This is a genomic window from Micromonospora sp. WMMA1947 (assembly GCF_027497355.1).
Classification (GTDB): domain Bacteria; phylum Actinomycetota; class Actinomycetes; order Mycobacteriales; family Micromonosporaceae; genus Micromonospora.
In genome coordinates this window covers 570,094-596,505 of the sequence record NZ_CP114909.1, presented here as the reverse complement: position 1 = coordinate 596,505, position 26,412 = coordinate 570,094, and the positions used below count along the sequence as shown (strand labels likewise).

Sequence of the window (26,412 nt, the reverse complement as noted above, 5' to 3'; positions counted from 1 at the left end):
GCGACCCGAAGGGTGAAACTACCGTACTGAGCGGCCGTGATCCCTATCGGTTGCCGGTCGGACGCGGTGAGCGAGCACACGCCGGTACGGACAGGGGTGGGACGTGCGGAACGACGCAGCGGAGCGAGGGGACGGAATGACTGTCACTGATGTCGGCGAGTTCGGCCTGATCGACCGGGTGACCGCCCGGCTGGCACAGGGACAGAGCTGCCTGCTCGGCCCCGGCGACGACGGCGCGGTGGTGGCGGCGCCGGACCGGCGGGTGGTCGCCTCGACCGACGTGCTGGTGGAGGGGCGGCACTTCCGCCGGGACTGGTCGTCGGCGCGGGACGTGGGACACCGGGCGGCGGCGGCCAACCTCGCCGACATCGCCGCCATGGGCGCCACCCCGACCGCGCTGCTCGTCGCGCTCTGCATGCCGGCCGAGCTGGACCCGGCCTGGGCCGAGGAGCTGGCCGACGGGCTGGGCGCGGAGGCGGCGCTCGTCGGCGCGAGCGTGGTCGGCGGGGACATGTCCGGCAGCCCGACGCTCACCATCGCGGTGACGGCGCTCGGCGACCTGGCCGGCCGCGCCCCGGTGGTCCGCTCCGGCGCCCGGTCCGGCGACGTGGTGGCGCTGGCCGGGCGTACCGGCTGGTCGGCGGCGGGCTACACCGTGCTCTCCCGGGGCTTCCGCACGCCCCGCCTGCTGGTCGAGGCGTTCCGCCGCCCCGAGGTGCCGTACGCCGCCGGACCGGCCGCAGCCGCCGCCGGGGCCACCGCCATGATCGACGTGTCGGACGGGCTGCTGGCCGACCTCGGGCACGTGGCGACCGCCAGCGGCGTGGCGATCGACCTGAGCCGCGAGGCGTTCGAGGTGCCCCGGCAGATGCGGGACGCGGCGCAGGCGCTCGGCGTCGACCCGTACACCTGGATCCTGGCCGGCGGCGAGGACCACGCGCTGGCGGCGACGTTCCCGGCGGACGCCGCGCTGCCCGACGGGTGGCGGCCGGTCGGGCGGGTGGCGGCCGGCGCCGGGGTCACCGTCGACGGCGCCGCCTACAGCGGCCCGCGCGGCTGGGACCACTTCCGCAGAGCGGAATAGCCGGCACAGCCGCCGCAGAGCGGAATAGCCGGCACAGCCGCGGCACGGCGGAGTGATCTGCGTCCGACCGCGGGCCGCCGGGCCGGGGCCGGGCCCGCGGCGGTCGTAACCTGGCACGGTGAGCGAGATCGAGATCCGGGAGCGGCGCTTCGACGCGCCCGAGTCGCAGGCGCTGATCCGGGCGGCGCTGGCCGACCTCGGCGCCCGGTACGGCGGCAGCGGCGACGAGACCCCCGTCGACGCGGCCGAGTTCACCCCGCCGGAGGGCGTGTTCCTCGTCGCCTACCTGGACGGGCGTCCGGTGGGCTGCGGCGGCTGGCGCAGTCACGGCGAGGACGGCGACACGGCCGAGCTGAAGCGGATGTACACCGACCCGGCGGCCCGGGGCCGGGGCGTGGCCCGCGCGGTGCTCGGCGCGGTCGAGCGGTCCGCCCGCGACCACGGCCGCAAGCGGATCGTGCTGGAGTGCGGCGACAAGCAACCCGAGGCGATCGCCATGTACACCTCGGCGGGCTACGAGCTGATCCCGAACTTCGGCTTCTACAAGGACGCCCCGGGCTGCCTGTCGTTCGGCCGTACCCTCTAGCCCACCGAGATGCGGATCGCCCCGGCGGCGCGACGCGCGGCGTCCGCCGCCTCGTCCGGGGTCGCGCCCCAGGCCATCAGGTGCCCGCTGCGGTGCGCCGAGGAGAGCAGCTCCGGCACTGTCTGACCGACCTTCGTCTCCACCTGCACGTCGAGCACGCCCGGCGCGCGCAGCGCGTCGCGCCTGCCGTCCACGGCGGTGACCCGGCCGGGCGGCGCGATCAGGAACTCGACCGCCGCCGCGCCGGTCGCCCGCGCCGGCAGCGCCGGGCGTTCACCGCGCAGGATCCGCAGGTACGCCTCGATGAACTCCCGCTCGTAGGCGATCGAGATGAGCGCCGGGATCATGTCGCCCGGCATCCGGGCCGCGCACTCCACCAGCGTCGGCACCCCGTCGGCGAGGATCCACTCGCTGTGCAGCACGCCGCTCCGGAAGCCGGACGCCTCGGCGAGGCGTACCGCGGCGGCGCGCAGCGCGTCACGCGCGTCGGCGGGCAGCGCGGACGGCACGGTGTGGCCGGTCTCGACCGGGTAGCGCCCGCCGGCGATCCGCTTGTCCGTGACGTTGGCGAAGACCACGTCGCCCTCGGCCACGAGCAGCTCCACGCTGTGCTCGGAGCCGACGAGCAGTTCCTCGACCAGCACACCGGTGGGCAGGCCGCGCTCGGTGGCCTCGTCCGGGTCGGGCGGGGCGGCGCTGGCCGCCCAGCGGGCCGGCACCTCGGCCGGGTCGGTGATCAGCTGCACGCCCAGGCTGCCGGAGCGGCGGGTGGGCTTGAGCACGCACCGGCCGCCGTGCGCCTGCGCGAACTCCATCGCCCGCGCCGGGTCGTCGACCAGCTCGTAGGCGGGGTTGGCCAGCCCGATCCGGTCGGCGAGCAGCCGCATCCGGTGCTTGTCGGAGAAGACGTCCGCGGCCTCCGCGCCGGCGCCGGGCAGCCCGAGCCGTTCGGCGAGCCGGGCGGCGGCCCCGACCGCGTACTCCAGGCCGGGCAGGACCAGCCGGGCGTCGGCCAGGGCGGGCTCGCGGGCGAGCAGGTCGTCGGGGTCGAAGCCGGTCTGGTACTCGGCGGCGACGAGGCGCCCGATCATCGGCAGCCGCTCGGCGAACCGGGCCAGGCCGCGGCGGGCGATCACGTCCGGCTCCTCGACGAGCACCACGGTGCCGGCCGGCAGGTGCTGGTCGAACCAGCTCAGTGAGCCGAACGACGCGCCCACGACCACCAGTTGCTCGCGACCCAGATCGAGGTCCACCGGTCACCCTCCCCACGGCTCGCGCCGGAAACCGGAAGGCCGGCGCAGCAGCACCCTAACCGGCTCGTACCAGTGGGTCGCCGTACGGTCGGTCAGGGGTGCGGCGCGGGTCGGTGGATACCGGGCGACGGGCCGCCGGGACACGACAGAAGCCGGCGGACCCCGAAGGGATCCGCCGGCGACCGACGATGTTCCGGTGGCGCTACCGCGTCAGGCGCGGGTGACCTTGCCGGCCTTGATGCACGAGGTGCAGACCTTCAACTTCTTGGTGTTGCCGCCACCGGCCGGGGTGCGCACCGACTGGATGTTCGGGTTCCAGCGGCGGTTGGTCCGCCGGTGCGAGTGGGACACGTTGTGGCCGAAGCCCGGCCCCTTGCCACAGACGTCGCACACGCTAGCCACGGGATACTCCTGGGATTGAAACGTTCATGAGGTCGCCGCCAGGCGCTGCCCGGGCAACCTGGTCAGGTTACCCGATGACAGTCGGTACGCCCAACCGGCCCTTTCGCGAGCCCACCCAGCGTACCGGCGTCCCGGCCGGGCCGTCGGCCGGGGCGGACACGCGGCGGCCGACCCCGGCGCGTGTCGGTGTGCGCCAGTAGGCTTCCCGACGTGCTGGAGACCCTCGACGCCGCAGCGGTACGCCGCTGGTGCGCGAGCGGGCTCACAGCCCTCCGCGCCCACCAGGGCGAGATCGACGACCTCAACGTCTATCCGGTGCCCGACGGCGACACCGGCACCAACCTGGTGCTCACGCTCACCTCGGCCCAGCAGGCGCTGGCCATGGACCTCGGCACGCTCCCCGACGACGGGCACACCCCGCACGGGCACGCGCTGCGGCTGATGGCCCGGGGCGCGCTGCTCGGGGCGCGCGGCAACTCCGGCGTGATCCTCTCGCAGATCCTGCGCGGTCTCGCCGACACGCTCGCCGCCGTGCCCGCGGTGCGCGGGCGGCAGCTCGCCGACGCGCTGGCCGACGCCACCACCGCCGCGTACGCCGCGGTGGCCCGGCCGGTCGAGGGCACGCTGCTCAGCGTGGTGGCCGCCGCGGCGCACGCGGCCCGCCGGGCGGACAGCGACGACCTGCGCGCCGTGGCCCGGGCCGCGGCCGAGGCGGCGGCGCACGCGCTGGCGCGTACCCCCGAGCAGTTGCCGGAGCTGGCCCGCGCGGGCGTGGTCGACGCCGGCGGGCGCGGCCTGTGCCTGCTGCTGGACGCGCTGGTCGAGGTGATCACGGGGGAGAGCCCGGGGCAGCCGGTGCCCGCGCCACCCGCCCGCCGCGCGCCGGCCACGGCGGTGCGGGAGAGCGGTTCCGACGCGTACGCCTACGAGGTGCAGTATCTGCTCGAGGCAGGCGACGAGGCGGTGGCGCGGCTGCGTGCCGAACTGGACGCGCTCGGCGACTCCCTGGCGATCGTCGGCGACGGCGCCGGCACCTGGAACGTGCACGTGCACGTCAACGACATCGGGGCGGCGGTCGAGGCGGGCGTGGTCGCCGGCCGTCCGCACCGGATCAGCGTGACCCGCTTCGCCGACCAGGCCGCCCCGGCGCCGCAGGTGCCGCTGCCCGAGGGGCGGGCCGCCGTGGTGGTGGCCACCGGCGCGGGCATCGCGGAGCTGTTCGCCGCCGAGGGTGCCGTGGTGGTGCCCGCCAACCCGTCCACGGGTGAGCTGCTCGACGCGATCCGGGCCACCGGCGCCGCCCGGGTGGTGGTGCTGCCGAACGACCCGAACACGCAGTCGGTGGCGAGCGCGGCCGCCCGGGAGGCGCACGGCCTCGGCGTGAAGGTGAGCGTGGTGCCCACCCGCTCGCCGGTGCAGGCGCTCGCGGCGCTGGCCGTCCGCGATCCGAAGCGGCGGTTCGAGGACGACGTGATCGCGATGGCCGAGGCGGCCGGCGCCTGCCGGTACGCGGAGGTCTGCCATGCCGCCCGGGAGGCACTGACGGTCGCCGGGCCGGCCCGCCCGGGTGACGTGCTGGCCCTGGTCGAGGGCGAGGTGCACCTGATCGGGCAGGATCTGGTCGACACCTGCACCGCCGTGGTGGACCGGATGCTCGGCGGTGGCGGCGAACTGGTCACGCTGCTCTGCGGCGCTGACGCGCCGGCCGGGCTGGCCGACCGGGTCCGCGCGCATGTCGAGGGGGCCTGGCCGTTCGTCGAGGTGCAGGCGTACGAGGGCGGGCAGCCGCACTATCCGCTCCTGGTGGGGGTCGAATGACGAGTGAAGCGGCCACCGTGGACACGCCGCTGAAGAAGCTGGTCGGCGATCGCACCGCGAAGGCGCTGGCCGGGCACCTCGACCTGCACACCGCGGGCGACCTGATCTACCACTTCCCGCGCCGGTACGACGAACGCGGCGAGCACACCGACATCCGTTCGCTCGACGTGGGGGAGCAGGTCACGGTGCTGGCCCAGGTGCAGCGCACCGCGGTCCGCCCGATGCGTCAGCGGCGCGGCAACCTGCTGGAGGTGACCGTCGGCGACGGCTCCGGCGGCGTGCTCACCTGCACGTTCTTCGGCAACCAGGCGTGGCGGGAGCGGGAGCTGCGGCCGGGCCGGTGGGGGTTGTTCGCCGGCAAGGTGACCGAGTTCCGGGGGAAGCGCCAGCTCAACGGCCCGGAGTACGTCCTGCTCGGCGAGGGCGGCGAGGGCGAGGCGGCGGCGAACGAGGAGGTCGAGGAGTTCGCCGGGGCGCTGATCCCGGTCTACCCGGCCGCGGCGGCGGTGCCGACTTGGGTGATCGCCCGCTGCGTGCGCGTCGTGCTCGACACGTTCACCCCGCCCGAGGACCCGTTGCCGGCCACCGTGCGGGCCACCCGCAACCTGGCCGACATCGGCACCGCGCTGCGCGAGATCCACCGTCCGACCAGCAAGGAGGCGCTCTACCGGGCCCGCCGCCGGCTGAAGTGGGACGAGGCGTTCGCCGTGCAGCTCACGCTGGTGCAGCGCAAGCACCGGGCGGCGGCGTCGCCGGGGCGGGCCCGGCCGGCGAAGGCGGGCGGGCTGCTCGACGCGTTCGACGCCCGGCTGCCGTACGAGCTGACCTCCGGCCAGCAGGTCGTCGGGCGGGAGATCGCCGCCGACCTGGCCCGGGCGCACCCGATGCACCGGCTGCTCCAGGGCGAGGTGGGTTCCGGCAAGACGGTGGTCGCGCTGCGCGCCATGCTCCAGGTGGTCGACGCCGGTGGGCAGGCCGCGCTGCTGGCCCCGACCGAGGTGCTCGCCGCCCAGCACCACCGGGGCATCCTCGACCTGCTCGGCCCGCTCGGCCGGGCCGGTGAGCTGGGTGCCGCCGACGACGCCACGCGGGTGGAGCTGATCACCGGCTCGCTCGGCGCGGCGGCCCGGCGCCGGGCACTGGCCGAGGTGGCCGAGGGCCGCGCCGGCATCGTGCTCGGCACGCACGCCCTGCTCTACGAGGGCGTCGACTTCCACGACCTCGGCCTGGTGGTGGTGGACGAGCAGCACCGCTTCGGCGTGGAGCAGCGCGACGCGCTGCGCGCCAAGGCCGAGCAGCCGCCGCACGTGCTGGTCATGACGGCCACCCCGATCCCGCGCACCGTGGCCATGACCGTCTACGGCGATCTGGAGACCTCCACGCTGTCCCAGCTACCGCAGGGCCGCTCGCCGATCGCCTCGCACGTGGTCCCGGCCGCCGAGAAGCCGGCGTTCCTCGACCGGGCCTGGCGCCGGCTGCGCGAGGAGGTCGCCAAGGGCCACCAGGCGTACGTGGTGTGCCCGCGCATCGGCGAGGGCCCGGTGTCGGACGAGGAGGCGCCGCGGGAGGACGACAACGGCCGCCGGCCGCCGCTGGCGGTGACCGAGGTGGCGCCGCTGCTGGCCGAGGGGCCGCTGCACGGGCTGCGGATCGGGGTGCTGCACGGGCGGCTGCCGGCCGACGAGAAGGACACGGTGATGCGCGCCTTCGCCGACGGCGAGCTGGACGTGCTCGTCGCGACCACTGTGGTCGAGGTCGGCGTGAACGTGCCGAACGCGACGGTGATGATCGTGCTGGACGCCGACCGGTTCGGCGTCTCCCAGCTGCACCAGTTGCGCGGCCGGGTCGGCCGGGGTTCGGCGGCCGGTCTCTGCCTGCTGGTGACCGAGGCGGCCGAGGGTTCGTCCGCGCGGGAGCGGCTGGACGCGGTGGCCTCCACCACCGACGGGTTCAAGCTCGCCGAACTCGACCTGGAGCAGCGCCGCGAGGGTGACGTGCTCGGCGCGACCCAGTCCGGCCGGCGCTCGCACCTGCGGCTGCTGTCGTTGCTGCGCGACGCCGAGCTGATCCGCGACGCGCGGGCCGAGGCGATCGAACTGGTCGAGGACGACCCGGATCTGGCCCGGCACCCGGCGCTGGCGGCGTCGGTGGCCGCGCTCGTCGACGAGGAACGCGCCGAATACCTGGAGAAGGGCTGACGGCGGCCGGCGCGGTCGCGGGGCAGCGGCACGCACGTCGTGTGCCTAGGCTCGCGCAGATGTCGACACCATCACCCGAACGCGGTGTGCTGCTTCTGGCCCGAGGTGACGAGCTTCTGGTGGACCGGGTCGCCGGAGTCGCCGACGAGGCGTCCGGCCGGCGCTGCACCCCGGCGACGCGGTTCCAGATCGCCTCGATCAGCAAGCAGATGGCCGCAGTGGCGGTGCTGCTGCTCGCCGAGCGGGGAGCGGTGAGCCTGTCCGACCCGGTCACCCGGTGGCTGCCCGGCACGCCGCCGCCGCAGTGGTCCGGCATCACGCTGCACCACCTGCTCACCCACACGTCCGGCCTGGGCCACTGGGAGGACTACCCGGCGATCGACCTGCACGGGCCGGCCGAGCCGGACGACCTGCTCGACCGGTTCGCGGCGCTGCCGCCACTGTTCCGGCCCGGAACCGGGTGGCACTACAGCAGCCCCGGCTACGTGTTGCTGGCCCGGACCGTCGAGCGGGTGGCCGACCGGCCGTACGCCGATTTCCTCGCCGAGGAGGTCTTCGCGCCGCTGGGCATGACGGGCAGCTTCGCCGGTGCCGGCGACGGGCGGCCGGACGTGGCGACCGGACACGAGAGCGGCCGGCCGGTGCCGTCGTGGGACCTGGAGACCGTCAGCATGGGCGCGGGTGACGTCTGGTGCACCGGGGCGGACCTGCTCACCTGGCTCGACGTACCGCGCCGGGGCCGGCTGCTCGCCCCGGCCTCGGTGGCGGCGATGACCGCACCGCACGCGCCGACCGGGCGGCCCGACGAGGCGTACGGCTACGGGTTCTTCGTCGGCCCGCTGGCCGGCCGGCGGGCGCTGCACCACTCCGGGGACAACGGTGGCTACAAGGCGTTCGCCGCCTGGCTGCCCGGCTCCGACGAGCGGCTCGTCCTGCTGACCAACCAGGCCGAGGTCGATCCGGTCGCGATCACGTCGGTGCTCGACGCGGTCTGACCGCCGTACCCACGGCGAGGGCGCGCCGACCGGGTGGTCGACGCGCCCTCGGTGCGGATCAGCGAGATCGGCGGATCAGGCGGTGAAGCGGATCCGGCGGCGACGGGACACCACGAACAGCACCGCGCCGGCGGCCAGCAGCAGCGTCGCGCCACCGGCGACGGCGCCCACGGCCGGGCCGGTGACCGGCAGGCCGCCGCCCTGCCCGGAGCAGTCCCGCGGCGCGGTGTACGGAATGGTCTCGGACTCTTCGAGCACGTCGTACTTCACGGTGACCGTGAGGCCCCGGTACGCCGCGAACTCGACCGAGCCGGACTTGCCCGGTTCGGAGACGAGCTTCCTGCTCTCGCCCTTCTCGGTGGTGAACGTGGCGGTGAAGGCGATGCCGTCGGCCGGGTTCTCCACGATGAAGGTCATCGAGTCGCAGTCCTGGTCCAGCTTGAAGACCGGTTCGGCGGGCTCGGCCGGCGGGGCGGACGGCGTCGGCGGGGTGGACGGGCTCGGCGGGACGGACGCCGACGGCGTCGGGGTCGGCGAGGCGGGCGTGCTCGGCGTGGGGGTGGGGCTCGACGGCGTACTGGGCGACGGTGACGGGCTCTGCGTCGCGCAGTCGCGACCCGGACGGGCCACCACCGTGCGCTGGCCGTCGTGCGACTTGCGGCCCCGCTCCCAGTGCGCGGCCACGGTCAGCTTCAGCTCCGGGATCGGGCCGGCGAACGTGTGGGTCTGGGTGCCGGTCAGCGGGCCCTGGCCGGCCGGCTTGAGTTCCGCGCCGACCGCCAGCCCGCCGCTGATCGGGCCGGGCACCGTGGATTCGACAGTGGTGATGCGGCCGGAGATGTCGGTCTCGCTGCTGATCACCGACCAGGTCACGGTGACGGTGCCGTTCTCGGCGGCGCAGTAGCTGCCGGACGGTTCGGGGTGGTGGGCGGCGGCCGGGCCGGCGACGGTGCCGACGCCCGCGAGGCCGAGCAGCGCGCCGGCGGTGAGGACGGCGGCACGCCGGAGGTGGAGACGGTTCACGCCTACTCCTGACGAGGGGAGGATGGGAGAGACCGGGCGGTGGGACCGGAGCCACGCGTCCGCTCGGCAATCGGGCCAGACCCTAGCGAGATCGACAGTGCGGGCGTCACCGTGATCGAAGGGTCGTAAAGGGTCCGTTATGTATTCGAGATCATTGATGTACGTCGAGTCACCGATCGTCGCGCCGGGTACGTCGTGCCCGCCTCGCGGCGTCGCGTAGCGTCGGGGCATGCGCAGGGAGCGACGGTGACCCGGATCGTGGCCGGCACGCTCGGCGGCCGGCGGATCGCCGCGCCACCGGGTGCCGGCACCCGGCCCACCTCCGACCGGGTCCGCGAGGCGCTGTTCAGCGCCGTGGACTCCCATGTCGACCTGGACGGGGCCCGTTTCGCCGACCTGTACGCGGGTTCCGGCGCGGTCGGTCTGGAGGCGCTGTCGCGGGGCGCGGCCCACGTGCTGCTCGTCGAGTCCGACGCGCGGGCCGCCCGGGTGATCCGGGAGAACATCGCCGCGCTGCGGGCCGCGCCGGCCGCCCGCCTGGTCACCGGCAAGGTCGCCGGCGTGCTGGCGGCCGGCCCCGACGGCGGGCCGTACGACGTGGTTTTCGCCGATCCGCCGTACGCGGTGCCGGACGCCGAGATCACCGCGATGCTGGCGGCGCTGGTCGACGGCGGGTGGCTCGCCCCGGACGCCCTGGTGGTCGTCGAGCGGTCCAGCCGTACCGGACCGGTCACGTGGGTGGAAGGTGTCACTCCGGAGCGCAGCAGACGTTACGGCGAGACCACTCTTTGGTACGGTCGCCGATCATGAGACGTGCGGTGTGCCCAGGCTCGTTCGACCCGGTCACCAACGGACACCTCGACATCATCGGCCGGGCCAGCCGGCTGTTCGACGAGGTGATCGTCGGAGTGCTGGTCAACCAGTCGAAGCAGGGCCTGTTCACGGTCGAGGAGCGGATCGACATGCTCCACGAGGTCACCGCCTCGTACGACAACGTCCGGGTGGAGTCGTTCCGCGGCCTGCTCGTCGACTTCTGCCGCGCGCAGCAGGCGAGTGTGCTGATCAAGGGCCTGCGTGCGGTGAGCGACTTCGACTACGAGCTGCAGATGGCCCAGATGAACATCGGCCTGGCCGGCGTGGAGACGCTGTTCATGCCGACCAACCCGCTCTACTCGTTCATCTCGTCCAGCCTGATCAAGGACGTGGCGAAGTGGGGCGGCGACATCTCCGCCCACGTCCCCGACCTGGTCCGCGAGCAGCTCTCTGCCCGCCTCCGCCCCTGACCCTCCGCCGGGGGTGGGCGACGCGCCGGGTGGGGCGGGTGGGGTGCTTGTGGCTCGGGCGCGACATGATGTCTGCAGCGCCGGGACCGGGCGCGAGGCCGCATGATGGAGAGCGGCCGACGAAGACAGGAGTGAGGTACCGGTGGACCCGCTCGATCGCATCGACGAAATGATCGCCATGGTGGAGCAGGCCCGCTCCGTCCCGATGTCGCGCAACAACTGCATGGTCGACCGCGGCGAGATGATCGCCGCGCTCGACGAGCTGCGCGCGGAGCTTCCCGCCGACCTGCGCCGGGCCGCGGCGCTGCTGGAGGAGCGGGACAAGATCATGGAGGCCGGCAAGCGCGAGGCCGACCGGATCATCAGCGAGGGTGAGGCGGAACACGCCCGGCTCGTCTCGGTCAACGAGATCACCGTCTCGGCCGAGCACGAGGGCGCCCGGATCATCGCCGAGGCGCGGGCCGAGGCGCAGCGCCTCCGCGAGGAGGTGGACGACTACGTCGACACCGCGCTGGCGAACTTCGAGCAGTTCCTCACCCGGGCGCTGGCCTCGATAGAGCGCGGCCGGGACAAGATGCACGCGCTGCGGGAGATCGGCACCTTCGCCGGGGACGAGGCGGACCGCCCGCTACCCTTCTGAGCGGCGCGCGGGCCGGTCGCCGACAGCCGGCTGCCGTCGCGCCGGAGGCGAACCCCCGGTTCGACGGTCCGCCCACCTGGCAGGTAACCTTCTTTGTCGGCCTCTCAACGGCCGGAGTCTGACTATGCCCAAACACTCGCCGAGCACACTCAACCCCAGGTCGCCGCTGGTCCTCGACACGAGGGAACTGCCGCGCCGACCTGGCGCGTTGCGTACGCACAAGCGGGTCGTGCCGGCACCGGCGGACCTCGGCGTGGAGTTGATCGGCGTGCCGGAGGGCGCGGACCTCGACCTCGACCTGAGGTTGGAGTCGGTGTCCGAGGGCGTACTCGTCTCCGGGACCGTCACCGGTCCCGTCAAGGGCGAGTGCGGCCGCTGCCTGCGCGAGATCGACGACTCGTTGGCCGTGACGATCCAGGAGCTGTACGCGTACGAGAACAGCACCACGGACGACACGACCGAGGAGGACGAGGTGGGCCGGATGCAGGGCGATCTGATCGACCTGGAACCGGCGTTGCGGGACGCGGTGGTGCTGGCGCTGCCGACGAACCCGCTCTGCCGGGAGGACTGCCCAGGCCTGTGCCCCGAGTGTGGGGTGCACTGGGACGATCTGCCGGCCGACCACAGCCATCAGCAGGTCGACCCGCGTTGGGCGAGCCTGACGCAACTGACCCGTACAGAGGAGTAAGAACCGTGGCCGTCCCCAAGCGCAAGATGTCGCGCAGCAACACCCGCGCCCGCCGGGCGAACTGGAAGGCCTCGGCGGTGGCGACCGTGGCCTGCCCGCAGTGCAAGTCGGCCAAGCTGCCGCACGCCGCCTGCTCCGTCTGCGGCACCTACAACGGCCGTCAGGTCCTCGACGTCTGATCCGGCCGCCGAGTGACGTCCCCGACCACCGGTCGGGTGACGCGCGCACCAAGGCTCTCGCCCGGTGCCCCGGCTCCCGCCACCGCCGACCGGCTCATGGTCGGCGGACCGTCGGAGCCGGGCACCGCGCGGATCGCCGTCGACCTCCTCGGCGGGGACGATGCTCCCGCCGTCGTGGTTGACGGCGCTCTGCGAGCGGTACGCACGGATCCCGCCCTGCACCTGATGCTCGTCGGCCCGATCGAGGTGGCCGACGCGCTGATCGGTGCGCTCGACCCGGCCCAGCGCGCCCGGGTCACGGTCCGCCCGGTGCGGACCGTCGTCGGCATGGCCGACCATCCCACCGCCGCCCGCGGCGAGAGCACGGTACGCACCGCCGTGCAGGCCGTCCGCGACGGACTCGCCGACGCGGTCGTCTCCGCCGGTTCGACCGGCGCCACTGTCACCGCCGCCGCGCTCGGCCTCGGCCGCTGGACCGGGATACGCCGTCCCGCGCTCGCCGCCACGCTGCCCGCCGTCGAGGGGCCGGTGGTGCTGCTCGACGTGGGCGGCACGCTCGAACCCGGCCCGGCCACGCTGGCCCGGCACGCCCTCCTCGGCGCCGCCTACGCGTCGGTGGCCCACGCCGTCACCGCACCCCGCGTCGGACTGCTCTCCGTCGGCCTCGAGACGGGCAAGGGCGACCGGTTGCGCCGCGTCGCCGCGCCCGCGCTCGCCGCCGCGCCGCTGCCCTGCGACGGCCGCTACGTCGGCCTGGTCGAGGGGTACGACATCTCGCTCGGCGCCCGCGCCGACGTCGTGGTGACCGACGGCTTCACCGGAAACGTCCTGCTCAAGGCCATCGAGGGCGCGTACGCCATGGCCGGCGGCCCACCCGCACGCGGCGGCGCCCCGCGCGCCGCGGCTCTGCTCGGGGTCGGCGGCACCGTGGTCGTGTGCCACGGCGCGGCCGGCTCCGAGGACGTCGCCTCCGGTATCGCGCTCGCCGCCCACCTGTGGCGCCGTGACGCCGCCGGGACGGTCCGTTCCCTGCTCGCCGACATCCCGCACGATCTCGCACCTGACCGACACGACACCGAGGTAGCACCATGACCAACGACAAGCGGCGGCGTGCTCCCGTCGGCCACCTGGAGGCGGCCTTCGGGGTGTCGCTCGACCCGGACCTGCTGGAACGCGCGCTGACCCACCGTTCGTACGCGTACGAGAACGGCGGCCTGCCCACGAACGAGCGGCTGGAGTTCCTGGGCGACTCGGTGCTCGGCGTGGTGATCACCACAGCGCTGTTCCACAACCACCCCGACCTGCCCGAGGGGCAGCTGGCGAAGCTGCGCGCCAGCGTCGTCAACATGCGGGCGCTCGCCGACGTGGCGCGTGGCCTGGGCCCGGACGGGCTGGGCGCGTACCTGCTGCTCGGCAAGGGCGAGGAGGCGACCGGCGGACGGGACAAGGCGAGCATCCTGGCCGACACGCTGGAGGCGCTGCTCGGCGCGATCTACCTCCAGTACGGCCTGGACACCGCGGCCATCGTCATCCACCGGCTGTTCGACCCGCTGATGGCCGAGTCGGCGGGCCGGGGCGCGGCGCTGGACTGGAAGACCAGCCTCCAGGAGCTGACCGCCGCGCTCGGACTGGGCGTGCCCGAGTACCGGATCGAGGGCACCGGGCCGGACCACCTCAAGACGTTCACCGCCTGGGTGGTGGTGGCCGGCAACCGCTACGGCGGCGCGGAGGGACGCAGCAAGAAGGAGGCCGAGCAGCGCGCGGCCGAGTCGGCCTGGCGGACGCTCACCGAGCAGGCCGAGGCGGAGGCGCAGGCCGAGGCGGACGCGGAGGCGCAGGCCCGGCACGAGTCGCAGGCCCGGCACGAGTCGCAGGCCCGCGACGACACGACCGACGTCGAGGCGGGCGCCGGCCGTGCCTGAGCTGCCCGAGGTCGAGACCGTCCGGCTGGGACTCGCCCAGTGGGTGATCGGCCGGCGGATCGCCGCCGTCGAGGTGCGGCACCCGCGGGCGGTACGCCGGCACGCGCCTGGTGGCGCGCACTTCGCCGACGTGCTCGCCGGCCGGACGGTCACCGGTGTGCGGCGCCGGGGCAAGTACCTCTGGCTGCCGCTGGACAGCGGCGACGCGGTGATCGGCCACCTCGGCATGTCCGGCCAGCTGCTGCTGCAGCCGGTCGGCGCGGCTGACGAACTGCACCTGCGGGTCCGGTTCCGGTTCGCCGACGACGGGCCGGAGCTGCGCTTCGTCGATCAGCGCACGTTCGGCGGGCTGTCCGTCTCCGAAGGCGGGGCGGAGTTGCCCGCCGAGATCGCCCACATCGCCCGCGATCCGATGGACCCGGAGTTCTCCGACGAGGCGTTCGTGGCGGCGCTGCGGCGCAAACGTACGGAGATCAAACGCGCGCTGCTCGACCAGACGCTGATCTCCGGGGTGGGCAACATCTACGCCGACGAGGCCCTGTGGCGGGCGAAGCTGCACGGCGCCCGGCCGGCCGACGCGCTGACCCGCCCGGCCGCGCTGCGGCTGCTCGGGCACGTGCGGGACGTGCTCGCCGAGGCGATCAAGCAGGGCGGCACCAGCTTCGACGAGCTGTACGTGAACGTCAACGGCGAGAGCGGCTACTTCGACCGGTCGCTGAACGCGTACGGCCGGGAGGGTGAGCCCTGCCCGCGCTGCGGCGCGCCGATCCGGCGGGAGGCGTTCATGAACCGGTCCTCCTACAGTTGCCCGCGATGCCAGCCGCGGCCCCGGGGCACCCTCCGGGGATGACCCCGAGCCGATTCGGGGTTGCGCCGGTGTGCATCGCCCGACGGTCCCCGGAGACGCGCCGGAGCGTACCCGGAGATGCCCTTTTCCGCCCGGTCCGCGCGGCCGGTTCCGGCCGTGCGGACCTCGCCCGGCGGATCGGGGACGAGCGGGGGCCGTTCCCCGATGTCGGGGCCCCGCCTGCTGCCTAGCGTCATCTGGGGTCGGCACAGGGCCGGCATCAGGAGGGTGGAACCCGGGACATGGGCAGGCGACCGGTGACCGTGCGGCTGGCACGGTGGAGTGCGGAGCATCCGTGGCGCGCGATCGCGTTGTGGGTGGTCTTCGTGGCGGTGTGTTTCGTGGGCGGCAGCGCCGCCGGGCTGAACGAGGCCACCGACGAGGATCAGGCGATCGGCGAGTTCGGACGGGCACAGCTGATCGTCGACAGTGGCGGGTTCGACCGGCCGGCGACCGAGAACGTGCTGATCACCGCCCGCTCGGGTGCGCTCGACCAGGCTGCCGCGAAGGCCGCGGCGCAGGACGCGGCGGACCGGCTGCGGCAGGTCGACGGCGTGGCCTCGATCGGTACGCCGATGCCGTCGCGCGACGGCACCGCGCTGCTGGTGCCGATCACCATGTCCGGCGACCCGGGCACTGCCGGGGACCGGGTGCAGCCGCTGCGGGACACCACCGCGAAGGTGCAGGACGCGCACCCGCAGCTGCGGGTGGAGCAGGTCGGCGGTCCGTCGATCGACAAGGCGCTCGACGACACGCTCGGCAAGGACTTCAAGCGCGCCGAGCTGCTCAGCCTCCCGGTGACGCTGGCGATCCTGATCATCGCGTTCGGCGCGCTGATCGCCGCCGGGGTGCCGGTGCTGCTGGCGCTCTCCTCGGTGGCCGCCGCGATGGGTCTCTCCACACTCGCCTCGCACCTGGTGCCGGCCACCGACACCACGGCGAGCGTCATCCTGCTGATCGGCATGGCGGTCGGGGTGGACTACTCGCTGTTCTACGTGCGGCGGGAGCGGGAGGAACGGGCGAAGGGCCGATCCGGCCTGGACGCGGTGGAGATCGCCGCGGAGACCTCCGGGCACGCCGTGGTGGTCTCCGGCACCGCCGTGATCATCTCGATGGGCGGTCTGCTGCTCGCCCAGGACGCGATCTTCTCCTCGCTGGCGGTCGGCTCGATCCTGGTGGTCGCGGTCGCCGTGATCGGCTCCCTGACCGTGCTGCCGGCACTGCTGGCGAAGCTCGGCCGCTGGGTCGACCGGCCGCGGGTGCCGCTGCTGTGGCGCCTCACCGCGCCGCGCACCGGGCGGGACGGGCAGCCGGCCCGGCCCCGGTTCTGGCCGGCGGTGCTCAAGCCGGCGCTGCGCGCGCCGGTGGCCACGCTGCTGATCTCGGTCGCGCTGCTGCTCGCGCTGGCCGCACCCGCGCTCGGCATGAAGCTGAAGTTCCCCGGCGCGGAGGACGTGCCGCGCACCACGCCGGCCATGCAGGCGTACGACCGGCTCACCGCGGCCTTCCCGAGCAACGGCACCAGCCACACCGTGGCCGTGCGCGCGCCCGCCGAGCAGGCCGACCGGGTGCGGGCCGCGCTCACCGACCTGGCCGGCCGCACCGCCGCCGACCCGCTCTTCGCGCCGGCCGAGGGGGACGGCCCGGAGATCCAGGTGTCGGCGGACCGGCGGGTGTCGGTGCTCGAGGTGGCCACACCGCACGCCAGCCGCTCGGACGAGGCGTCCCGGTCGCTGCACGAGCTGCGCGAGGACCTGGTCCCGGCCACGCTCGGCGGGATCCCGGGCGTGGAGTTCGCGGTCGGCGGCGGCGTGGCCGCCAGCGAGGACTACGCCGCCCACATCTGGGCGAAGCTGCCGATCGTCGCGGCGTTCGTGCTGGCGCTGACGTTCCTGGTGATGGCGTGGACGTTCCGGTCGGTGGTGGTGGCGCTGACCTCGATCATGCTCAACCTGCTCTCCGCCGGCGCCGCGTACGGGCTGCTGGTGCTGGTCTTCCAGAGCACCTGGGCGGAAGGGCTGCTCGGCTTCACCTCGATGGACGCGATCGTCACCTGGCTGCCGCTGTTCCTGTTCGTGGTCCTCTTCGGACTGTCCATGGACTACCACGTCTTCGTGGTCAGCCGGATCCGCGAGGCGGTCGACCGGGGCATGCCCAACCGGGAGGCGGTGGCGCACGGCATCACCTCCTCGGCCGGTGTGGTGACCAGCGCGGCGGTGGTGATGGTGGCGGTGTTCTCCATCTTCGCCACGCTCAGCATGATCGATTTCAAGCAGCTCGGCATCGGCCTGGCGGCGGCGATCCTGCTGGACGCCACGATCATCCGGGCGGTCGTGCTGCCCTCGGTGATGACGCTGCTGGGCGACGCGAACTGGTGGGCACCGCGCTTCATGCGCCGCCGCCGGCCTGTCCCTGCGGTCGAGCCGCCGCCCGCCCCGGCACCGGAGCTGGCCGTCGTGCCTTGACGCCCGGTCCAGCCTGTGCCGGCGGCGGAGACGGCATCCACTATTGAGCGATATACCTGAGAGTCATAGTTATGACTCTCAGGTATATCGCTTCTCCGTTCATCTCTTCAGTCATGGCGTCACCTGGAGTGTCGGCGCCGTCGTGGAGTGTCAAGCCGGGTAGCCGGGATTAACCCACCGGGCGCCGGGGCATGTGGGCGGCCATGGACGAAGAGCTATCGCCGGCGGCCCGTCGTGCCCCGGCCTCCGCATCCCCCCGGAGGGCGTCGTGAGCACCGACGCCGCCACCGGCACCGTACGGACCAACGTCCCGGCCCGCCTCGACCGGCTGCCGTGGTCCCGCTGGCACTGGATGATCGTCATCGGTCTGGGCACCGTCTGGATCCTCGACGGGCTCGAGGTGACGATCGTCGGCAACCTCTCCGGCACGCTCGCCGAGCCCGGCAGCGGCCTGGACATCACCCAGAGCCAGGTCACCGGCCTGGCCGCCGCGCTCTACGTGGCGGGCGCCTGCACCGGTGCGCTCCTGTTCGGGTGGCTCACCGACCGGTTCGGCCGCAAGAAGCTGTTCCTGCTGACGCTCGGGCTGTACCTGGTCGCCACCGCGCTCACCGCGCTGTCGTTCGACACCTGGTGGTTCTTCCTGTTCCGCTTCCTCACCGGCATGGGCATCGGCGGTGAGTACGCCGCCATCAACTCGGCGATCGACGAGCTGATCCCGGCCCGCCACCGCGGCCGCATCGACATCATCATCAACGGCACCTTCTGGCTCGGCGCGGCGCTCGGCGCGCTGCTGACCGTACCGCTGCTCAACGGCCTCCCGACGAACCTCGGCTGGCGGGTGGCGTTCGGCCTGGGCGCGGTGCTCGGCGTGGTGATCCTGCTGGTCCGCCGGCACGTACCGGAGAGCCCACGGTGGCTGTTCATCCACGGCCACGCCGACGAGGCCAACCGCCTCGTGGACTCGGTCGAGGCCGAGGTGAGACGGGAGACCGGCAAGGACCTCGCCGAGGCGGACAACTACATCGAGATCCGGCAGCGGAAGAGCACGAACTTCCTGGAGATCGCCCGGACGCTGTTCCGCCGCTACCCGAAACGGGCCACGCTGGGCTTCGCGCTCTTCATCGGCCAGGCGTTCCTCTACAACGCGATCACGTTCGGGTTCGCCCAGATCCTGGAGACGTTCTTCGACGTCCCGCCCGGCAACAGCGGCTACTACTTCGCGGTGATCGCGGTCGGCAACCTGCTCGGCCCGCTGCTGCTGGGCCGGCTGTTCGACACCGTGGGCCGGGTGCCGATGATCGCCGGGTCGTACATCGGCTCGGGCGTGCTGCTGCTCGGCACCGCCTGGCTGTTCCACTCCGGCGTGCTGAGCGCGGTGACCATGACCGCCTGCTGGTGCGCGGTGCTGTTCTTCGCCTCGGCGGGCGCGAGCGCCGCGTACCTGACGGTCAGCGAGATCTTCCCGATGGAGACCCGGGCCATGGCGATCGCGTTCTTCTACGCGATCGGCACCGCCGCCGGTGGCATCACCGGCCCGCTCCTCTTCGCCAAGCTGGTCGGCAGCGGCGAGGTCGGTCAGACGGTGCTGGCGTTCGTCATCGGCGCCACCGTCATGATCATCGGTGGGCTGGTGGAGCTGACGCTCGGCGTCAAGGCCGAGGGCAGGTCGCTGGAGGACCTGGCCACCCCGCTGAGCGCGGAACACGCGGGGGTGCCGTCGCCGCGCGGCGGGGAGGCCACCACCCCGGCCACCGGCGCGCCCACCGGCTGAGCCCGTACCCCGGCGCCCCCGCTTGCCGACGGGCGGGGGCGCCGCGGTGTCACGGCAACGCGCACGGCTCCCGCCACGAGTCCAGCTGCCGGTCCTTGCGGATCGAGGCGAAGCCGTAGCCGACCGAGGTGACGCAGAAGTCCGCCGGCTCGCCCGTGTACTCGACGTGGAAGACCGGCTTGCCGGCGTCGACGAACGGCAGCAGCTTCGCGCACTCGCGGCGGCGTACGCACTCCTGGTTGACCGCGAAGTCGAAGTCGGGCGCCAGCGCGGCCACCTGCGCCACGTCGTCGACCAGACCGGGGGAGAGGTCGAGCTTGCGGGCCAGCCCGGTCAGCCGGCGGTTGAACAGCAACTGGTCGTCGAAGTCCAGCGGGAAACCGGAGCGGTACCGGTAGCCGTCCGCGTCGGCCAGCGCCACCGCGCCGAAGCCCTTGCCCCGGCACAGCCGGAACCGGTCGGCCAGCACCGGCGAGAGCGCGTCCCAGCGCCGTACGTCCAGGAAACGGGTCCCCGGTCGCCCCGGCACCGCCGCGCCGCGTACGGCGGCGGGGAAGCGGGTGGCGTCCGGGTCGCCGGCGGCGTACGTCCCGACCCGGACGTGGCAGACCAGCCGGCGGCCCCGCTCGCGCAGCGCCGCGGTCTCGGCCGAGGTGGCCGCCACCGGGTCGAGGAGGAAGACGTCGGCGTCGACAGCGACGTCCACCGGGGCGGTGAGCTGCCACTGCCACCGCCAGCTGCCGGCCTGCGCGGCCGGCCAGGGCGTGGGCGCACCGGGCGGGGTGAGCGGCCGGCGGCACGCCGGCACCGGAGCGATCAGCAGCGCGATCAGCGCGAGCGCCACGCCCCGGCGCGGGCCACGTCGGCGGACGTGAGCCGGCCGGGAGCGCGGCACGGCCCACCCCGGCCGGATCCGCATCGACAGCTCCCCGGACGCGGGCGGCCCGGCGCCGCCCCCGATGGGTCAACGAGCGCCGGGCCGGTCACGACGCGCGGTCAGGCCGGGGTGGCGAAGACCTGCGTCCAGTACGGCCCGTTGCTGCGCGCCACGCCCACCCCGATCTGGGTGTACGAGCAGTTGAGGATGTTCTTGCGGTGGCCCTCGGAGTTCATCCAGCCCTCCATGACCGCCGCCGGGGTCTGGTAGTTCCAGGCCACGTTCTCGCCCACCATGCGGTAGCTGTAGCCGGCCGCCTTGACCCGGTCCCAGGGCTGGCTGCCGTCGCTGCCCGTGTGGTCCATCTTCTTGTGGTCGGCCTGGTCCTGGCTGTGCCGCTGGGCGGCCAGGTTCAGCTTGGCGTTCACGGTCAGCGCCTTGCAGCCGGCCTTCGCCCGCTCCTGGTTGACGATCGTGACGACCTTCTGGAGTTCGGCACTGAGCCCGGTCGTGGCGGTGGCCTTGGTGCTCGTGGAGCCGCCGCTCGATCCGCTCGACCCGCCGCCGCTCGGTGCGCTGCTGCGCTCCTGCTGCCGCGACGGGGCGGTGCTGCGGCTCGGCTTCGGGGTGGCCTTCTTCGACGGACTCGGCGCGGCGGTGGTCGGTACGGCCGACGGGCTGGCCGACTCGGGGGCGAGCGCGTCGGCGGGCCCCTCCTCGGTCCCGTCGGGCGCCTGCGGCGCGGCGGCCACCGGCGCGTCGGCGGAGGTGCGCTTCGTGCCCTGGTCGTCGCCGGGCAGCAGGACGGCGCCCACGCCGAGGCTCACCACGAGCGTCGCCGCGGCGGCGGCCCCGCCGATCACCAACGGCCGGGACAGGCGCCGCTTCGGGCGCCGCCGGTCGTCGGCCGGGGCGTCGGTCGCCGGCTGCCAGGTCGCGGCGGGCTGCTCCCAGCCGCCGGCCGGCTGGTCGTGGCCCTGCCAGGCGGGCTGTTCCCGGCCCGGCCAGGCCGCGGGCTGCTCGTGGCCCTGCCACGCGGGCTCCTGGCCCTGCCACGCGGGCTCCTGGCCCTGCCACGCGGTGGTGGGCTGCTCCTCGCCGTTCCACCGGTCGCGGGGCGGCGGGTAGGAGCCGGCGGGCGGCTGCTGCGCGGCGTCCCCGAACAGGTACGACGACCGCGGTTCGGGCCGGTCGCTGAGCCACGCCGGACCCTCGTCGGTCGGCGGCTCGGGACGCCGGCGGGCGCCCTCCGGTTCGATCGGGTCGTTCCAGCGGTACACGCCTGTCCCCTCCACGGGTCGGTTGCGGGCCCGGGTGACGCTACGGGTGCGCTCGGAGCTGCGGCAACGTGGCTAAGAAAGAGTTAAGGCGAAGCCGGCGGCGAGGATGAGTCGTTCACACATTTCCGGCGTACAGTAAAGGCGTCCGGACAGAGCGTGTCCGCGCCTTCTGGCAGCCCCCCGGCGAGTGGACCGGCCGACGTGGAGATGATCTACGGCCTTGGTCAACTTGACGAAGGAGGGGGTTTCGGCTCAATATGTAGGTGTCGCCAGTCGCGCCCAGCCATGCCCCGATGCAGTGGGAATGGCAGCCGCGAACATCATGGGCGCGCGTTGGCCGGCCTTTCCGGCAGCGCACATCAAGGAGTCAGCATGGCGAAGGCCCTCTACGGCCACGTAAGTGCAGCGCCCGACCGGCGCCTGCTCGACGAGGTCACCCGACTGCGTGCCAGGGTTCAGGCACTGGAGTTCGAGATCACGCGTCTGCGCGCCGACAACGATCGGCTTGCGGCGGCAGCGGCGGAGGCGGATGACCTCCTCCGTCTGGCCGAGCCCGCGCTGACCTGATCTCCAGTTCCCGGAAAACTGAATCGCACCACACCGAAAAGCGCGCCGACACTCAAGTGCCGGCGCGCAGCCATGTACGTACCCCTTTTCGTCGGCGGCGCCGCAATTCTCGATCTTGCGGAACCGCCCGGAATTGCGCCCGGTAATTGTGATCATGCATTTCCGTTCCGTCCGCGACCGCCGGGCGGAAAGCGGACAGCAGGGCCCTCGGGTGGGTCGCGTGGCGACGGCGTCCCGGTCCCGGGTTAGTCTGCGGGTTCACCAGGTCCGCGCAGCCGGCGACGGTACGGCGGCCACCGGACGAGGATCGAGAAGGTGCATCTCAAGAGCCTGACGGTGAAGGGATTCAAATCCTTCGCCTCCGCCACGACGTTGAAGCTGGAGCCCGGGATCACCTGCGTGGTGGGCCCGAACGGCTCCGGCAAGTCCAACGTCGTCGACGCCATCGCCTGGGTGCTCGGCGAGCAGGGCGCCAAGGCGCTGCGCGGCGGCAAGATGGAGGACGTCATCTTCGCCGGCACCGCCGGGCGGGCGCCGCTGGGCCGGGCCGAGGTCACCCTCACCATCGACAACACCGACGGCGCGCTGCCGATCGAGTACACCGAGGTCTCCATCACCCGCCGGATGTTCCGCTCCGGCGAGAGCGAGTACGAGATCAACGGCGACTCCTGCCGCCTGCTCGACATCCAGGAGCTGCTGTCCGACTCCGGCATCGGCCGGGAGATGCACATCATCGTCGGGCAGGGCCGGCTCGACGGCATGCTGCACGCCAAGCCGGAGGACCGGCGCGCGTTCATCGAGGAGGCGGCAGGCGTCCTCAAGCACCGCAAGCGCAAGGAGAAGGCGCTGCGGAAGCTCGACGCGATGCAGACCAACCTCAACCGCCTGACCGACCTCACGGCGGAGCTGCGCCGCCAGCTCAAGCCGCTGGGCCGGCAGGCCGAGGTGGCCCGCCGCGCCGCCGGGATCCAGGCCAACCTGCGCGACGCCCGGCTGCGGCTGCTCGCCGACGACCTGCACACGCTGCGGACCACGCTGGACCGGGAGATCGCCGACGAGACCGCGCTGCGCGAGCGGCGCGAGCTGGTCGAGGCCGAGCACGGCGAGGTGCAGGGCCGCCTCGGCGAGCTGGAGGCGGCGCTGGCCGAGGACGCCCCGCTGCTCGCGGCGGCGCAGGACACCTGGTACCGCCTCTCCGCCCTCCAGGAGCGGTTCCGCTCGATCGAGCAACTGGCCCGGGAACGGCTGCGTCACCTCAGCGCCGCCGGTGACGACGAGCGCCCCGGACGCGACCCGGAGCAGCTGGAGGCGGAGTCGCGGCGGATCCGCGAGCAGGAGGAGGAGCTGCGGGCCGCGCTCACCGACGACCAGATCCGGCTGGCCGAGGCGGTCGAGCACCGCCAGGAACTGGAACGCCAGCTCGCCGCCGCCGAACGGGAACTGGTCGCCGCGGCCAAGGCTATCGCCGACCGGCGGGAAGGGCTGGCCCGCCTCACCGGGCAGGTCAACTCTGCCCGGGCGCGGACCACGAGCGCCGGCGAGGAGATCGAACGGCTCGCCGCCGCGCACACCGACGCGATGAGCCGGGCCGAGAAGGCGCAGGCCGATCTGGACGCGGTAGCCGAACAGTCGACCGAGGCGGACCGGGACAACGCCGACCTGGACGCCCGGCACGACGAGGCGGTGGCCGTCCACGAGCGGGCCCAGGCCGCGGTGCGCAGCCTTGCCGACGGGGAGCGCGCCGCCGAGAAGGACGCCGCCACCTGGAAGGCCCGCGAGGAGGCGCTCGCCATGGGCCTGCGCCGCAAGGACGGCGCCGGGGAACTGCTGGCCCGCGCCGACCAGGTGCCCGGCCTGCTCGGCAGCCTCGCCGGGCTGCTCACCGTCGCGCCCGGTGACGAGGCGGCGCTCGCCGCCGCGCTGGGCGGCCTGGCCGACGCGGTGGCGGTCAGCGGCGTGGACGAAGCGGTCGAGGCGATGCGGCTGCTCAAGATCTCCGACGCCGGCCGGGCCGGGCTGCTCGTCGGCAGCCCCGCCGGGCCGGGCATGGACGGCTCCGCCGACGCGCTGCGCCCGAAGCTGCCCGAGGGCGCCCGCTGGGCCCCGGACCTGGTGGAGTGCTCGCCCGCGATCCGCCCGGCCGTGCACCGGGCGCTGCGCGACGTGGCGCTCGTCGACGACCTTGCCGCCGCGTCCGCGCTCGTGGCCGCGAACCCGGAGCTGCGCGCGGTCACCCCCGACGGCGACGTGGTCGGTGCGTACGCGGCGGCGGGCGGGTCGGCCAAGGCGCCCAGCTTCATCGAGGTGCAGGCCGCCGTCGAGGAGGCGCGGACCAACCGGGCCACCGCCGAACGCACCGCCGCCGAGCTGCGCGAACAGCTCGCCGAGGCGCGCGCCGAGGTGGCCGCCGCCAAGGAGGCCGTGCAGCACGCGGCCGCCGCCAAGCGGGAGGCGGAGAGCCACCGCAACGCCGCCGCGCGGCGCCTGGCCGAACTGGGCGCCGCCGCCCGCTCGGCCAAGGCGGAGACCGACCGGCTCGGCGAGTCCCGGGCCCGCGCCGAGGCGGCCCGGGAACGGGATCTGGCGGCACTGGCCGAGTTGGAGGAACGGCTGCGGCTGGCCGAGGCCACCCCGATCGACGCCGAACCGTCCACCGAGGAGCGGGACCAGCTCGCCGCCATGGTGCCGCAGGCACGGCAGAACGAGATGGAGGTCCGGCTCGCGGTGCGTACCGCCGAGGAACGGGTGGCCTCGATCGCCGGACGGGCCGACTCGCTGGCCCGGCAGGCCACCGCCGAACGCGCGGCGCGGGAGCGCGCCGCGGCCCGGCGCGCGGCCCGCACCCGCGGCGCCCAGATCGCCCGGGCCGTGGTCGGCGGCGCCCGCGAGGCGCTCACCCGGCTCACCGTCTCCATCGCCCGGGCCGAGGAGCACCGCGACGCCGTCGCCCGCGAACGCGCCGCCCGCGAGGCCGAGCTGTCCGAGGTACGCGGCGCGGCCAAGCGCCTCGCCGCCGAGCTGGAGCGGCTCACCAGCCAGGTGCACCGCGACGAGGTGGCCCGCGCCGAGCAGCGGATGCGCATCGAGCAGCTGGAGGCGAAGGCCGCCGAGGACTTCGGGCTGGACGTGGCCACGCTCGTCGCCGAGTACGGCCCGGACCGGCTGGTGCCGCCCACCGACGCGGACGTGGCGCTCGCCGAGAAGGACGGCCGGCCGGTGCCGGAGCCGGTCCGCTACGAGCGCCCGGTGCAGGAGAAGCGGGCCGCCAAGGCGGAGCGGGAACTGGCCCTGCTGGGCAAGGTGAATCCGCTCGCGCTGGAGGAGTTCGCGGCGCTGGAGGAGCGCTTCAAGTTCCTCTCCGAGCAGCTGGAGGACCTCAAGGCCACGCGGCGCGACCTGCTCACCGTGGTCAAGGACGTGGACGACCGGATCCTGGAGGTCTTCGCCAGCGCCTTCGAGGACACCGCCCGGGAGTTCGAGCAGGTCTTCACGGTGCTGTTCCCCGGCGGCGAGGGCCGGCTGGTGCTCACCGACCCGGAGGACCTGCTCACCACCGGTGTCGAGGTCGAGGCCCGCCCTCCGGGCAAGAAGATCAAGCGGCTCTCGCTGCTCTCCGGCGGGGAGCGGTCGCTGACCGCGGTGGCGATGCTCGTGGCGATCTTCCGCGCCCGGCCCAGCCCGTTCTACATCATGGACGAGGTGGAGGCGGCGCTCGACGACGTGAACCTGGGCCGCCTGATCACGCTGCTGGCGCAGTTGCGGGAGAAGAGCCAGCTCATCGTGATCACGCACCAGAAGCGGACCATGGAGATCGCCGACGCGCTCTACGGAGTGACCATGCGCGCCGGTGTGACCCAGGTGATCAGCCAGCGGCTCAACCGGGCCGACGACGAGGAACAGGTGACGAGCGAGTGACTCGGGAACGCGCCACGGCGCTCCTGCTGGACTTCGACGGCGTGCTGCGCCGCTGGGACCCGGCGGTGGCCGCCGGCGTCGAGCGGGAGTACGGGCTGACCGAGGGTGTCCTCGGTGAGATCGCGATGTCCTGGGGACTGCTCCAGCCGGTGCTGACCGGCCAGGTCAGCCACGCCCAGTGGATGGTGAGCGTGGCCGACGCGCTGACCCCCGCGGTCGGCGTGGATCGGGCCCGTGCGGCGGTCCAGGAGTGGCAGAGCTACCGCGGCGAGGTCGACCCGGAGGTGCTGGCGTTCGTCCGCGAGGTGCGGGCCGCGGGCATCCGGGTCGGGCTCGGCACTAACGCCACCGACCTGCTCGACGCCGACCTGGCCGCGCTGGACCTGACCGGCGAGCTGGACGTGATCGTCAACTCCTCGGTCGTCGGGGTGCACAAGCCGGCGAAGGAGTACTTCCAGGCCGCCTGCGAGGCGCTGGAGACGCCACCGGGGCGGGTGCTGTTCGTCGACGACGAGGACCGCGCGGTGGCCGGGGCCCGGGTGGCGGGTCTGTCCGCGCACCGTTGGAGCGGCCCGGCCGACCTGCGGTACCTGCGGGCGGCGCTGGCGTACTGAGC

23 protein-coding genes are annotated in these 26,412 nt (G+C 73.9%); 18 read left to right on the top strand and 5 right to left on the bottom strand.

Annotated elements, in window-relative coordinates; genetic code table 11:
• The first annotated feature begins 136 nt into the window (after positions 1 to 136).
• Positions 137 to 1,084: a thiamine-phosphate kinase gene (locus O7604_RS02810; RefSeq protein ID WP_269701546.1), complete on the top strand. Its 948-nt coding sequence runs from the start codon at positions 137 to 139 to the stop codon at positions 1,082 to 1,084.
• Between the two features lie 118 nt (positions 1,085 to 1,202).
• Positions 1,203 to 1,670, top strand: coding sequence for a GNAT family N-acetyltransferase (locus O7604_RS02805; protein WP_269701545.1), 468 nt, complete (start codon positions 1,203 to 1,205; stop codon positions 1,668 to 1,670).
• Here the strand turns inward: O7604_RS02805 and O7604_RS02800 are convergent.
• Together O7604_RS02800 and rpmB are read right to left on the bottom strand one after the other, a co-directional pair.
• Positions 1,667 to 2,923 (bottom strand): ATP-grasp domain-containing protein, encoded by a 1,257-nt coding sequence (locus O7604_RS02800; protein WP_281578779.1) that lies wholly within the window; start codon positions 2,921 to 2,923, stop codon positions 1,667 to 1,669. The two genes, O7604_RS02805 and O7604_RS02800, sit on opposite strands and share 4 nt — an antisense overlap.
• Before the next feature lie 210 nt (positions 2,924 to 3,133).
• Positions 3,134 to 3,325, bottom strand: coding sequence for a 50S ribosomal protein L28 (gene rpmB, locus O7604_RS02795; RefSeq protein WP_011905179.1), 192 nt, complete (start codon positions 3,323 to 3,325; stop codon positions 3,134 to 3,136).
• A 210-nt stretch (positions 3,326 to 3,535) separates the two neighbouring features.
• Between rpmB and O7604_RS02790 the strand changes: the two genes are divergently transcribed.
• Genes O7604_RS02790 through O7604_RS02780 form a run of 3 tightly spaced genes read left to right on the top strand, consistent with a single transcriptional unit; the run spans position 3,536 to position 8,336 of the window.
• The gene (locus tag O7604_RS02790; RefSeq protein ID WP_281578778.1) at positions 3,536 to 5,143 is read left to right on the top strand and encodes a DAK2 domain-containing protein; all 1,608 of its coding nucleotides are present in this window, start codon (positions 3,536 to 3,538) and stop codon (positions 5,141 to 5,143) included.
• Complete coding sequence (gene recG, locus O7604_RS02785; RefSeq protein WP_281578777.1) at positions 5,140 to 7,341, top strand: ATP-dependent DNA helicase RecG; 2,202 nt, start codon at positions 5,140 to 5,142, stop codon at positions 7,339 to 7,341. Before O7604_RS02790 ends, recG begins: the two co-directional genes overlap by 4 nt.
• 59 nt (positions 7,342 to 7,400) lie before the next feature.
• Positions 7,401 to 8,336, top strand: coding sequence for a serine hydrolase domain-containing protein (locus O7604_RS02780; RefSeq protein WP_281578776.1), 936 nt, complete (start codon positions 7,401 to 7,403; stop codon positions 8,334 to 8,336).
• 75 nt (positions 8,337 to 8,411) lie between these two features.
• Here O7604_RS02780 and O7604_RS02775 read toward each other — a convergent pair whose 3' ends face one another.
• A complete protein-coding gene (locus tag O7604_RS02775; protein ID WP_281578775.1) occupies positions 8,412 to 9,359 on the bottom strand; it encodes a cell wall anchor protein in 948 nt (315 codons plus the stop codon).
• 246 nt (positions 9,360 to 9,605) lie between these two features.
• Between O7604_RS02775 and rsmD the strand changes: the two genes are divergently transcribed.
• The 10 genes from rsmD (at position 9,606) to O7604_RS02725 (ending at position 19,157) form a co-directional block, all read left to right on the top strand.
• Complete coding sequence (gene rsmD / locus O7604_RS02770; protein WP_269701536.1) at positions 9,606 to 10,169, top strand: 16S rRNA (guanine(966)-N(2))-methyltransferase RsmD; 564 nt, start codon at positions 9,606 to 9,608, stop codon at positions 10,167 to 10,169.
• Complete coding sequence (gene coaD, locus O7604_RS02765) at positions 10,166 to 10,642, top strand: pantetheine-phosphate adenylyltransferase (protein WP_269701535.1); 477 nt, start codon at positions 10,166 to 10,168, stop codon at positions 10,640 to 10,642. Before rsmD ends, coaD begins: the two co-directional genes overlap by 4 nt.
• Before the next feature lie 142 nt (positions 10,643 to 10,784).
• Positions 10,785 to 11,282, top strand: coding sequence for a hypothetical protein (locus tag O7604_RS02760; RefSeq protein ID WP_269701534.1), 498 nt, complete (start codon positions 10,785 to 10,787; stop codon positions 11,280 to 11,282).
• A gap of 124 nt (positions 11,283 to 11,406) precedes the next feature.
• Complete coding sequence (locus O7604_RS02755) at positions 11,407 to 11,970, top strand: YceD family protein (protein WP_135243737.1); 564 nt, start codon at positions 11,407 to 11,409, stop codon at positions 11,968 to 11,970.
• A 5-nt stretch (positions 11,971 to 11,975) separates the two neighbouring features.
• Positions 11,976 to 12,149 (top strand): 50S ribosomal protein L32, encoded by a 174-nt coding sequence (gene rpmF, locus O7604_RS02750; RefSeq protein WP_269701532.1) that lies wholly within the window; start codon positions 11,976 to 11,978, stop codon positions 12,147 to 12,149.
• 96 nt (positions 12,150 to 12,245) lie between these two features.
• Positions 12,246 to 13,241, top strand: a complete 996-nt coding sequence (locus O7604_RS02745; protein WP_269706901.1) for a phosphate acyltransferase PlsX — start codon at positions 12,246 to 12,248, stop codon at positions 13,239 to 13,241.
• On the top strand, positions 13,238 to 14,071 hold the full coding sequence (gene rnc / locus O7604_RS02740; protein ID WP_281578774.1) for a ribonuclease III: 834 nt from the start codon (positions 13,238 to 13,240) through the stop codon (positions 14,069 to 14,071). The genes O7604_RS02745 and rnc overlap by 4 nt, the downstream gene beginning before the upstream one ends.
• The gene (gene mutM, locus O7604_RS02735; RefSeq protein WP_281578773.1) at positions 14,064 to 14,921 is read left to right on the top strand and encodes a bifunctional DNA-formamidopyrimidine glycosylase/DNA-(apurinic or apyrimidinic site) lyase; all 858 of its coding nucleotides are present in this window, start codon (positions 14,064 to 14,066) and stop codon (positions 14,919 to 14,921) included. The genes rnc and mutM overlap by 8 nt, the downstream gene beginning before the upstream one ends.
• 239 nt (positions 14,922 to 15,160) lie before the next feature.
• A complete protein-coding gene (locus tag O7604_RS02730; protein ID WP_281578772.1) occupies positions 15,161 to 17,383 on the top strand; it encodes an MMPL family transporter in 2,223 nt (740 codons plus the stop codon).
• Between the two features lie 268 nt (positions 17,384 to 17,651).
• Positions 17,652 to 19,157, top strand: a complete 1,506-nt coding sequence (locus O7604_RS02725) for an MFS transporter (protein WP_269701527.1) — start codon at positions 17,652 to 17,654, stop codon at positions 19,155 to 19,157.
• 49 nt (positions 19,158 to 19,206) lie between these two features.
• On the opposite strand, the gene O7604_RS02720 is transcribed toward O7604_RS02725, so the two are convergent.
• Positions 19,207 to 20,076: an endo alpha-1,4 polygalactosaminidase gene (locus O7604_RS02720; RefSeq protein WP_281578771.1), complete on the bottom strand. Its 870-nt coding sequence runs from the start codon at positions 20,074 to 20,076 to the stop codon at positions 19,207 to 19,209.
• Positions 20,077 to 20,153: 77 nt separating this feature from the next.
• Positions 20,154 to 21,314, bottom strand: a complete 1,161-nt coding sequence (locus tag O7604_RS02715; RefSeq protein ID WP_281578770.1) for a CAP domain-containing protein — start codon at positions 21,312 to 21,314, stop codon at positions 20,154 to 20,156.
• Between the two features lie 372 nt (positions 21,315 to 21,686).
• On the opposite strand from O7604_RS02715, the gene O7604_RS02710 reads away from it, so the two are divergent.
• The 3 genes from O7604_RS02710 (at position 21,687) to O7604_RS02700 (ending at position 26,410) form a co-directional block, all read left to right on the top strand.
• On the top strand, positions 21,687 to 21,881 hold the full coding sequence (locus O7604_RS02710; protein ID WP_013284566.1) for a hypothetical protein: 195 nt from the start codon (positions 21,687 to 21,689) through the stop codon (positions 21,879 to 21,881).
• A gap of 315 nt (positions 21,882 to 22,196) precedes the next feature.
• On the top strand, positions 22,197 to 25,796 hold the full coding sequence (gene smc, locus O7604_RS02705) for a chromosome segregation protein SMC (RefSeq protein ID WP_269701522.1): 3,600 nt from the start codon (positions 22,197 to 22,199) through the stop codon (positions 25,794 to 25,796).
• Positions 25,793 to 26,410, top strand: coding sequence for an HAD-IA family hydrolase (locus tag O7604_RS02700; protein WP_281578769.1), 618 nt, complete (start codon positions 25,793 to 25,795; stop codon positions 26,408 to 26,410). The genes smc and O7604_RS02700 overlap by 4 nt, the downstream gene beginning before the upstream one ends.
• Positions 26,411 to 26,412 lie beyond the last annotated feature (2 nt).